The 10,247-nt window shown below is 68.2% G+C and carries 11 protein-coding genes; 7 read left to right on the top strand and 4 right to left on the bottom strand.

Going from position 1 to position 10,247, the window contains the following annotated elements; genetic code table 11:
- Nucleotides 1-879, bottom strand: an 879-nt coding sequence (locus ACWELQ_RS26275) for a hypothetical protein (protein WP_452399716.1), incomplete at its 3' end; no start/stop codon positions are given.
- Between the two features lie 343 nt (nucleotides 880-1,222).
- Between ACWELQ_RS26275 and sigJ the strand changes: the two genes are divergently transcribed.
- From sigJ to ACWELQ_RS26255, 4 genes are all read left to right on the top strand, one after another.
- Complete coding sequence (sigJ, locus tag ACWELQ_RS26270) at nucleotides 1,223-2,113, top strand: RNA polymerase sigma factor SigJ (protein ID WP_452399715.1); 891 nt, start codon at nucleotides 1,223-1,225, stop codon at nucleotides 2,111-2,113.
- Between the two features lie 88 nt (nucleotides 2,114-2,201).
- Nucleotides 2,202-3,686, top strand: a complete 1,485-nt coding sequence (locus tag ACWELQ_RS26265) for an adenylate/guanylate cyclase domain-containing protein (protein ID WP_452399714.1) — start codon at nucleotides 2,202-2,204, stop codon at nucleotides 3,684-3,686.
- 4 nt (nucleotides 3,687-3,690) lie between these two features.
- Nucleotides 3,691-4,836 (top strand): lysylphosphatidylglycerol synthase transmembrane domain-containing protein, encoded by a 1,146-nt coding sequence (locus tag ACWELQ_RS26260; RefSeq protein WP_452399713.1) that lies wholly within the window; start codon nucleotides 3,691-3,693, stop codon nucleotides 4,834-4,836.
- An 18-nt stretch (nucleotides 4,837-4,854) separates the two neighbouring features.
- Nucleotides 4,855-5,241 carry a DUF3054 domain-containing protein gene (locus ACWELQ_RS26255; protein WP_452399712.1) on the top strand — a complete coding sequence of 129 codons (387 nt, stop codon included), beginning with the start codon at nucleotides 4,855-4,857 and terminating at the stop codon, nucleotides 5,239-5,241.
- Here ACWELQ_RS26255 and ACWELQ_RS26250 read toward each other — a convergent pair.
- A complete protein-coding gene (locus ACWELQ_RS26250; RefSeq protein ID WP_452399711.1) occupies nucleotides 5,238-6,914 on the bottom strand; it encodes an NTF2-like N-terminal transpeptidase domain-containing protein in 1,677 nt (558 codons plus the stop codon). The genes ACWELQ_RS26255 and ACWELQ_RS26250 overlap by 4 nt on opposite strands.
- A 337-nt stretch (nucleotides 6,915-7,251) precedes the next feature.
- Here ACWELQ_RS26250 and ACWELQ_RS26245 point away from each other — a divergent pair, with 337 nt between their 5' ends.
- Nucleotides 7,252-7,848 carry a hypothetical protein gene (locus ACWELQ_RS26245; protein ID WP_452399710.1) on the top strand — a complete coding sequence of 199 codons (597 nt, stop codon included), beginning with the start codon at nucleotides 7,252-7,254 and terminating at the stop codon, nucleotides 7,846-7,848.
- A gap of 29 nt (nucleotides 7,849-7,877) precedes the next feature.
- Nucleotides 7,878-8,315, top strand: coding sequence for a type II 3-dehydroquinate dehydratase (aroQ, locus tag ACWELQ_RS26240; RefSeq protein ID WP_452399709.1), 438 nt, complete (start codon nucleotides 7,878-7,880; stop codon nucleotides 8,313-8,315).
- A gap of 4 nt (nucleotides 8,316-8,319) precedes the next feature.
- On the opposite strand, the gene ACWELQ_RS26235 is transcribed toward aroQ, so the two are convergent.
- Nucleotides 8,320-9,201, bottom strand: a complete 882-nt coding sequence (locus tag ACWELQ_RS26235; protein ID WP_452399708.1) for an NAD(P)-dependent oxidoreductase — start codon at nucleotides 9,199-9,201, stop codon at nucleotides 8,320-8,322.
- A gap of 138 nt (nucleotides 9,202-9,339) precedes the next feature.
- Between ACWELQ_RS26235 and ACWELQ_RS26230 the strand changes: the two genes are divergently transcribed.
- The gene (locus ACWELQ_RS26230) at nucleotides 9,340-9,696 is read left to right on the top strand and encodes a winged helix-turn-helix transcriptional regulator (RefSeq protein WP_452399707.1); all 357 of its coding nucleotides are present in this window, start codon (nucleotides 9,340-9,342) and stop codon (nucleotides 9,694-9,696) included.
- 11 nt (nucleotides 9,697-9,707) lie between these two features.
- Here the strand turns inward: ACWELQ_RS26230 and ACWELQ_RS26225 are convergent.
- A partial coding sequence (locus ACWELQ_RS26225) for a glycerate kinase (protein ID WP_452399706.1) occupies nucleotides 9,708-10,247 on the bottom strand: 540 nt, incomplete at its 5' end.

The following is a 10,247-nucleotide window of genomic DNA, read 5'->3' as shown; positions in this document are numbered from 1 at the left end:
CGGCGTGCGCAGGACCGTGAGGCCCGCGGTGAGTGCGGAACCGGCTGTGCTCCAGCCGATTCCGGCGGGTTGGGTGGTCAGGACGACCACGATGTAGCGCAGTGGCTGGTCGGGGGAGATGCCGACGAGGCCGGTGGTGTTCATCGTCGTGGAGGCCCTCAGCATCATCCAGCCCTGTTTGACGGCGCTGGGGACGTCGGGGAAGGCATTGGGGATGCCGAAGGACTGGTCGGTGCCGTCGGCGGCGATTCGGCTGGTGTGGCTCAGGCCGTTCATGATGATCCGGCGCGCCGGTTCGGGAACCGAGGTGGCGAGGTAGCGGTAGATGCTGACGACATCCGCCGGGGTGGTGCGGGTTTCGCCCCATTGGGAGGTGTCCTCGGGCGGCTGGGTCCCGGTGAGCCCGATCAGATCGACCATCCGGTTCACGATCGCGGTGCCACCGCCCACGCTCCACAGCTCGTCGGCGATATCGTCGTCACTGGCCGAGAGCATGCGCTCCAACCGTGTCGAGTCGGCCGAATCCACCTGCGGGCCTTTGCCGTGCAGCACATCCAGCGCGATCAGCAGTTTGACCACGGACGCGGTGTAGAACTGCTTGTCGGGGGCGAGGGTGGCGACCACGCCGCCGGTGCCGGTGTCGACGACATCGATGCCGACCTCGGTGCCGGGTGAGACGTCCTCGATCGCGGACTGCATCTGCCGGGCCACTTCCTCGGGCGGCACCGCGGGCCAGGTGAGACTCACGGGCGCGGCCGATGCCTCACAGGGCGCGGCCTGGATCGCGGCGAAGACGAGCATTCCGACCGCGGCACTCCGCCGCCACGAGCGGGATGCGCGGATGGGGCGCGCGACCACGCCGCCGGTATTTGTCCGCATACGTATTGCCTTCGGGCTTCGAATCGGGTTTTGGTGCACGAATTCGCGGCCAGCCGATTCACGCCCCTCAGAACAGGGCTGCGGCATTGCATGGCGTATCCCGTTGTGCGGGAAGCCACCTGACTGATTGCGCAGTAGCTTGACATCACAAGTATTGGCTGTCAATTCATGTGACCGCCATTACCGCCCGCTGCGGCCGAATCGATTCGGGCAGGTAATCACCCGTTAAGAACAGGAAAAACTTTGCGGCGGAACGGGCCCGAACGGTACGTCGGGCCTGACAACCCGAGTCGCTGTTTCGTCGGGTTGGATGAAGGGGCATCGATCGAAGGAGCCGGACATCATGACCGATCCGCGGTTGCAGGCGGTGATGAGTGAGCGCCGTCAGCTGATCAACCTCGCCTACCGGCTGCTCGGTTCACTGAGCGAGGCCGAGGACGTGGTGCAGGAGACCTACGCGCGCTGGTACTCGCTGTCCGAGCGCAAGCGCGACGAGGTGGACAAGCCCGGCGCATGGCTGACGACGGTCGCCGGGCGCATCTGCCTGGATCTGCTCGGCTCGGCGCGCGCCCGGCGCGAACAGTATGTGGGCGAATGGATTCCGGAGCCGCTGCCCGGCAGTCCCGACCTGTTCGGCGGCGCGACCCCCGCCGATCCCGCCGACCGGGTCACCCTCGACGAGTCGATCAGCATGGCGTTCCTGGTGGTGCTGGACTCCATGACCCCCGCCGAACGGGTGGCGTTCGTCCTGCACGACGTCTACCGCTACTCCTTCGCCGAAATCGCGGAGATCGTCGGCCGCACCCCCGCCGCCTGCCGCCAGCTCGCCTCCAGCGCCCGCCGCCGCATCGACACCTCGCGCAGCCCGTCGAGCACCGAACGCGCCGACGTGGTCCGGGATTTCAAACGCGCTTGGGAGACAGGCGATCTGACGGCCCTGATCGGCCTGCTCGACCCGGCCGCCATCGCGACCGCCGACAGCGGCGGCCGTACCGTCGCCTTCCTCGACCCGATCATCGGCGGCGACCGGATCGCCCACGCCTGGATCGAGATCGCCGCCCGCGGCCCGAACGTCACCCTGGTCGAGCGCACCGTGAACGGCCAGCCCGGTCTGGTCGCCGAGCACGACGGCACCATCATCTCGGTCTTCGCCTTCGACATCGCCGACAACCGCGTCACCCGCATCTGGGTGATGCGCAACCCCGAGAAGCTCCGCCTCTGGACCACCGGGTGAACCAGCTAGATTGGTGATCGTGTCAGCAGCGCCCCTTCAAGCGGTCAAACAGACCATGAGGACTCGCTGGCCGCTGTATCTAGCTTCCATGCTCGCGGCCAACGCGTTCGGTGCTGTGCTGGTGTGGGCGTTCATTCAGTACGGGTTGCCGGTTCCGGCGAATGGGAACAGCGCGACTCGGCAGACGGGGCTGTTGATTCCCGCGGTCGTGCTGCTGGTGGGCGGGTTCCTGAGTGTGACGGCGTCGGCACTGATGCTGCGGCCGGTGATGCGCTGGCAGGTGCGCGGTGGGCCGCCGTCGCGGCAGGAGCAGATGGCCGCGCTGCACGCGCCGTTGCGGCAGTCGATCGTGCACCTGGTGTTGTGGCTGATTCTCGGCGGCGTGCTGGCGTCGCTGATCATCGTGCGGACGCCGGAGATGGCGGCGGCGGTGATCGTCACCGAATGTATGGCCGCCACCATCGTTTTCGGCTTCACCTACATGCTGGGCGAGCGCATTCTGCGGCCGGTCGCGGCGGAGGCGCTGACCACGGGGGCCTTCGACCACACCCTGACGGCGGGCGTCGGCACCCGGATGGCGATGACCTGGGGCATGGGCACCTTCGCGCCGACGATCGCCATCGTCCTGTTGTGCGTCACCCAGATTTCCTCCCGCGTCCAGTTTTCCGCGCAGTCGCTGGCCGTTTCGATTCTCCTGTTGTGCGGTGTGGTGATCATGCAGGCGCTGGCTCTTTCCATGCTCACGGGTTCTTCCATTTCCGATCCGATCCGCCAGCTCAGCCAGGCCATCGACCGTGTGCAGGAAGGCGCGCGGGATGTGCAGGTGGAAGTTTTCGACGGTTCGGAAATCGGGCTGCTGCAGGTTGGCTTCAACCGCATGATGGGCGAGGCCGCGAAACGGCGGGAACTGCAGGAATTGTTCGGCCAGCACGTGGGCGAGGATGTCGCGCGCCGGGCACTGGAGTACGGCACCGAACTCGGTGGTGAAACCCGATTCGTGGCGGTCTTGTTCGTGGATATGGTCGGTTCCACCGCGACCGCCGCGGAACGCCCGCCGACCGAAGTGGTCAGCCTGCTCAACGAGTTCTTCCGGGTTGTCGTGGATGTCATCGACCGGCACCACGGACTTATCAATAAATTCATGGGCGATGCCGCGCTGGCCATCTTCGGTGCGCCGCTGGACCGTCCGGACGCACCGACCGCGGCCCTGGCCGCCGCCCGTGAGCTGCGAGAAGCCCTGCGCGAGGTGGTCGGACTGGATATCGGCATCGGTGTTTCGGCGGGCCTGGCGGTGGCCGGGAATATCGGCGGCGCGAATCGCTTCGAATACACGGTGATCGGTGATCCGGTGAACGAGGCGTCACGCCTGACCGAACTCGCCAAGGACCGCCCCGGACGCGTCCTGACCTCGTCGAGCGCCCTTTTCTTCGCCGACGAGAACGAGCAACGGCATTGGCAGACCGGTGAAGAGGTGCAACTGCGCGGCCGCCGCCGGAAAACCCGGCTCGCCTGGCCGTCGGAAAGCGTCGACCCGACTGATGCAGACGAGGCGGCGGCGAGTTCGTTAGGGTGAGAGCGTGACGGCCCATGGTGACCTGGCCGGCGAACCTGCGCCGCCTGCGGATAAACCGCACCGTGGCAGGTTCTGGTGGGCCAAATGGGTTCTCGGCACCGCGCTCGTGGGGCTGCTGATTTCCGAGGGCATATATCTATATCCGCGCCTGCACGAATCCTGGAAGAACCTCACCGAAATCCATTGGGGCTGGGTCGCGGCCTGCATCGTGATGGCGGCGCTTTCCATGAGCGGATTCGGCCGCATCCAGAAACAGCTGATGCACGCCGGCGGCGTGGAGGTGAGCCAGCGCAAATCGGTGGCGGTGGTCTACGGTGCGACCGGCATGTCGCTGACCCTGCCCGCGGGCCAGGTGTTCTCGGCCGCCTTCACCTACCGGCAGACCCGGCGCTGGGGCGCGAGCCCGATCCTGGCGTCCTGGCAATTGGTGATGTCGGGTGCGGTGGCGGCGGGCGGACTGGCCCTGCTGGGTCTGTTCGGCGCGGTGTTGTCCGGCGATCGGGTCGGACCGATGAAGGTGATCCTGACGCTGGGCACCATCGCCGTGCTGATCTGGGCGGTCAACTACGTCTCCCGGCATCCGGGCGGCGTGGAGGCGCTGCTGCGGCGAATCCTGCACCGGGTGAACCGGATTCGGCACAAGCCCGCCGATACCGGGGTGGAGAAGGTCGGCGAGATCCTCTCGCAGCTGGAATCGGTGGACCTCGACAAGCGCGACGGCGCGTGGGTCGTGGTGTGGGCCTTGCTGCATCGACTCGCCGATGTCGCGTGCCTGGGTTTCGCCTGTTACGCGGTGGGCGCGGACCCGCGCTGGGCCGCGCTCATGCTGGCGTTCGCGGCCGGTAAGGCCGTCGGCACCATCCCGCTCGCGCCGGGCGGCATCGTCTATGTGGATGCCACGCTGATCTATTCGCTGACCGTGGCGGCCGGACTGCCCGCCTCGCAGGCCGTGGCCGCGGCCTTCCTCTACCGCCTGGTCAGCTTCGTGCTGGTGGCGATCGTCGGCTGGATCGTCTTCCTGTTCCTCTTCCGCAAACCGCAAGCCGACGACGCGGAACTCGAGAAGGAATTCGAGCAGCGCGGCAATTCCCTGGTCACCGACCGCCGACGCCCCAATCCACCGGCGGGCCCCGAAGGCACCGCCGCCTGAACCGATACCCTGTGGCCCGTGAGGAAACTGGTGCCGTTCGCCGTGGATGTCGTGCTCGTGGTGTTCTTCTGCGTGCTCGGGCGGCGCAGTCATGACGAGGCCACGCTGGGTGTGGGCCTGCTGCGCACGTTCTGGCCGTTCGGCACCGGGCTGGTGCTGGGCTGGGTGATCGCCGTCGCGGTGGTGTCGGGTCGCGAGGGGGTCAGTGCGGCACGGCGTTTCGACGGTCGCGCGTGGTGGCCGACCGGGGTGATCCTGTGGTTGAGCACGCTGGTCATCGGCATGCTGCTGCGGGTCGCGTCGGGCCAGACCATCGCGTTCAGTTTCGTCGTGGTGGCCGCGACCTTCCTGGCCCTGTTCCTGATCGGCTGGCGCGCGGCGGTTCAGATCCTGCGCGCCCGCTAGTCCGGTGAGGCCAGCGACTGCAGCAGACGCGCGGCCACCCGGGCGGTCAGGTCGGCGCTGTCGGGATCGTCGATGTGGATGGCGAAGGCCAGGTCACCCATGGTGGCGATGAGCCAGGCGCTGTTGCCGGTGGTCGCGCCGTAGGCCTGCACGTCGCGATACCGGTTGAGGGCGGCCATTTCCGGCGCGCCGACCCCGTCGTGCAGCATGGCGCGCAACCGGTCGGTCGCGCCGCCGGGCAGCGCGGCCAGGTCGGCCTCGGTGGTGGCGGGCTGACCGATGGTGATCATCGGCTTGGGCACCTGGCCGTTGGCGATGGCGGCCGCGGCGATGGCCATGCCCCAGGGGCTGGCCAGCAGCGAGTCCGCCGCATTGCCCCGCCCGACATTCTCGGCGGCGTTCTTGCCGGTGGGCAGGCGACCGGTGGTCTCCTCCAGCCCGGGCACCTTGAAGTCGATGCCGATGCCCAGCAGGCTGGCCGCGTCCGCGGCGTCGCCCACCGAAACGTCCTGCGGCGCTTTGTTCTTGGTGACCGCGGCGACGTTCTTGAACAGCTCGATCATGCCGCCGACCGGATAGAGCCCGGTGAAGGCGATATTGCCGCGCTCGCTGGCCTGGCTGTTCTGCGCGGCCGCGACGGTCGCGCCACTCGAGGGCTGGATGGCCACGATCGAGGTGGGCGAGCCGGTGCTCACCACCGCGTCCTCGGCGGCGCGCTGCAGCCGCTGGTCCATGGTGGCGGGGATGTCGGGTCCGGGCGGGCCCTGCTCTCCGGCCAGCTGGGTGACGAAGCTGCCGTCGGGTTCGAAGAGCTGAACTCCCCAGCCGGAGTGCGCGTCCCGGTTGTCGGCCCACACCTTGCCGAACGCGTCGAGCAGCGGCGACCAGATGCGGCGGTCGGCGGCGATCAGCTTCGGCTGCTTCTCCATCACCACGCCCGGGATCGGCGCCATGCGCGGTTGCAGGATGTTGAAGTCGCCATCGCGCAGGTTGACCGCGACGATGGGTTTGCCCTGCGAGGCCGAGAGCTGTTGCAGCAGTGCCGGTCCGTCGATGAGCGGGGCGACGGGCGCGATGGCCGCGCCGAGCGCGTTGGTGGAGGCGACCGGGTCGACGATCTTGGCCGGGTCCAGCTTGATGACGTTGATGGTCTGCTCGGTCATGAGCGGCTGCCCGACGATGTCGTTCACCTTGGGCGAGGGCTGGGCGGAGGTGTGCACCAGTTTGGCGCTGCGCTTGGCGTCCAGCTGCGGCATGACCAGGGCCGGATCCCACGAGATGCGCCAGCCCACACTGAGTTTGCGCACGGTGCCGTTGAGGTCGTATTTCCAGTCGCGCTTGTCGCCGAAGTTCCAGGCACCGGTCATGGAGAAGAGACCAGTCGTACCGTCCAGTCCGATGTACTGGGTGACGTGGTAGTCGGGCTTGCCCGGATCGAGGCCCTCGAAAACTTGCTTCAGCGTTGCCGAAGCCCCGGCCGGGTAGGAAGTCAGTCGCGACGCCCCGTCATAGTCCTTCTTGTCGATCAGCGTGGTGAACCGTTCGACCACCGCCTCGGCACCCGACGATCGCTCCCGAACTCCACATGACCCCATCGCGATAGCGACGGCCGCCACACCCGCGAGTGCGATCGCACCCCGTACCCGGAAGCGGCGGGATCCCCACACATCCATATCGCCCACTCTTCACTCTGGCCACAACAGCAACAGGTCCACGGTACCGCGCTCCAACCGGCCGCGGCTCCACCTTTCCACCAGGCGTGCTTGTTCTGAGCACCACCATAGTGCCGAAATCGTTCGGCAGTGACCACTTACATGATCACCGGTCGGTTACAGCCCTGGCGTATTCGAGACTCGGGAGACCGTTCGGTTCTCACTGGTGACAGTCGCGCGAGCCGTTCCGGCGCGAGCCCGCGAACCCCGTTCTCCCAGAGCGGAACCCAGGGGAGCTGTTTCGACGTAACGTTGTAATCAGCATTACAACTCCATGCAGTAAGTGAGAGTGACCAACATGAGACACGGACATCGCGGACCCGGTTTCGGGCGCACCGGCGGCTGGCAGCAAGCCGACCTTCCCGACGCCTCGGACGCCGCCGACTGGTTCGCTGGTCGTTTGCCAGCCGACTGGTTCACCGGTCCCGCAACCCTCGAGATCGATCGCGACGAGATCGTCGTGGTCGGCGAACTCCCCCTCCCCGCAGCCGAACCCACCGACGCTCCCCCCGCGGACGCGCCCGCGGCCGGTATTCCCCAGGCCACCCGCGACGGCGTCATCGCCCGCTTCCGGGAGACCACCCGCCCCGCCCGCATGCAGATCGCCCAGGAGGCGCAGGCCCGTTACGGCCGCAATGTGGCCTGGGGCATCACCGTCGACGGTGAGCGAATCATGTTCACCCACCTGGCGATTCCGGTCATGACCCGGCTGCGCCAGCCCGAGCGCAAGGTGCTCGACACCCTCGTCGACGCCGGCGTGGCCCGCTCCCGCTCCGACGCCCTGGCCTGGACGGTCAAGCTGGCCGGCAAGCACGCCGAGGAATGGCTCGAGGAATTGCGCTCGGCCATGCGCAAAGTCGACGACCTGCGCACCGAGGGACCGACCGGCCTGTAGGCGGAGGCCCGGGCCGTAGAGTGGGCCACATGCCTGCAACCGGTCCGATCCTGGTGCTCAACGGCCCGAACCTGAACATGTTGGGCACGCGCCAGCCCGAGGTGTACGGCTCGGACACCCTCGACGACGTGGTGGAGCTGTGCCGCAAGACCGCGGCACGGTTCAACCGGGAGATCGTGGCGTTCCAGTCCAATCACGAAGGCGCGCTGATCGACCGGATCCATGCCGCGCGCGGCATGGAATCGGCGATCGTCATCAACCCGGGCGGCCTCACCCACACCTCGGTGGCGCTGCGCGACGCGCTGGTGATCCCCGAGGTGCCGATCGTGGAGGTGCACATCAGCAATGTGCATGCCCGCGAGGAGTTCCGGCACCACTCCTATGTCTCCCCCATCGCCACCGCGGTGATCGCGGGCATGGGGATCCAGGGTTACGCGGCCGCGATCGAGTTCCTCGCCACCCGCTGACCGCTCAGGCGTCCGCGCGCGCCGCGCCCATCAGCTCGTAGGTGGACACCGCCCGGCCCGCGTCGGCGCTGGCGGCGACGGCCTTGCGCCAGAACGCCTGTGCCGTGTGCGAGAGGGCGGCGTCCACCCCGACCTCCTCGCTGGCGTCGATGACGTGCTGCGCGCCCGCGTCCATCATCTTCAGCCCGGCCTCGTCGGCCCAGCCGCCGTTCTGGTTCTCCACCGAGAACTGCTCCATGAAGTACGGGAAGGCGGCGCTGGAGCGCACCGCGAACGGGACGAACGCGGCGATGTCGTGGCCGGAGCGGGCGATCATGGCCGTGGCCTGGTCGAAGGCCAGGAGCCACGGATGGAAGATGGTGAGCAGGCCCTGGTAGAAGACCTGCGCCAGACCGTCATCCACACCCAGGTACTCCTGTGGGCTGAGCGGCCGCAGCAGTTCGGCGTGCGCGTCGAACACCGCGCGGGGTCCGCTGTAGAAGATGTAGGACGCCGGGTGCTCGATATTGTCGCCCGCCGACATCACACCGCCGGACAGGAATTCGGCCCCGCGCTCGCGCACCCAGGCCGCGCCGTCGCGGGCCTTCTCCGGCGAATCCGACGAGAGATTCGCGATGATCTTGCCGCGCAGGCGATCCGCGGCGGGTTCCAGCACGTCGTACATGGCGGCGTAGTGGGTGAGGCTCAGGACGATGACCTCGTTGGCGTCCAGCGCCTCGGCGACCGTGGCCGCCCTGCGCGCCCCGAGTTCGACTAGATCGTCGGCCTTCCCGGGAGTGCGGTTCCAGACGGTCACCTCGACGCCGTCCTTCAGGAACGCCCGGACCATTGCCCGCCCCATCGGGCCCAGACCGATGACGGTGACGGATCGACGCAGTTCAGACATGGTGCTACCCCTTCGATTCCGGCCCTTCCGGTGCGGCGGGCCGAGTTCGAGAGTGCGCGCGATCGGTAGCCTCGGGAAGACCGCACCTGCGCGTGGGGTTGCTTACCCGGAGGTTCGAAATCTGGTCAGGAGGGCGCGATGAGTACCGAGGGTGACGCGGTTAACACGGTGTGCGGCATGTCCGTGGCCATCGATGTGGTCGGCGGCAAATGGAAGATGCACCTGATGTGGGTGCTGGCCGAGGGGCCGCAGCGCTTCGGGCAGATCCGCCGCCTGCTGACCGGGGTCAGCGAGAAGGTGCTCGCCGAGAACCTGCGCCAGATGGAGGCCAGCGGCGTCGTGCACCGCGAGATCTACCCGGAAATCCCGCCGCGCGTGGAGTATTCGCTCACCGAGCTGGGCTGGGACCTGAGCGCGGCGCTGCGGCCGCTCGAGGAGTGGGGCGACCGCAATCGCGACCGGGTGCTGGGCCGCCCGCTCAACGCGGCGGGCTGACCCGCCGCCGCTCAGGCTTCGGCGATCCGCGCCCCGATCCGCTCCAGCAGCGCGGCGGCGTTCGCCATGCTGCGGGCCGGATCCGGTTCCAGCTCGGAAAGCGCGTAGGCGGCGACGAATCCGGCCGCCCGCACCTGTTCCGGGGTGAGCTGGACGCGGCCCGCGACCGCGACGACCGGTACTCCGGCCGCCCGCGCGGCCCCGCCGACGCCCAGCGGGGCCTTTCCGGACAGGCTCTGCTCGTCGAGGGAGCCCTCCCCGGTGACCACGAGATCGGCCTCGGCCACCTGGGCCTTGAAGTCGATCAGGTCGAGCACCAGGTCGATACCGGAGCGCATGTGGGCGCCCAGCGCCGCCAGCGCCCCGAACCCGGTGCCGCCCGCCGCCCCCGCGCCCGGCTTGTCGGCCCATTCGGGACCGAGCACTGCGGCCCAATTCTTCAGTGCCGCTTCCAGATCCGCGACCTGTTCGGGGGTCGCACCCTTCTGGGGTCCGTAAACGGCGGCGGCCCCGTTCGTTCCGAGCAGCGGATTGTCCACATCACTGGCCAG

This window comes from Nocardia sp. NPDC004722 (genome assembly GCF_053601505.1).
Note: the sequence above shows the minus strand (reverse complement) of the source record. Positions and strands in the feature narration are given on the sequence as shown.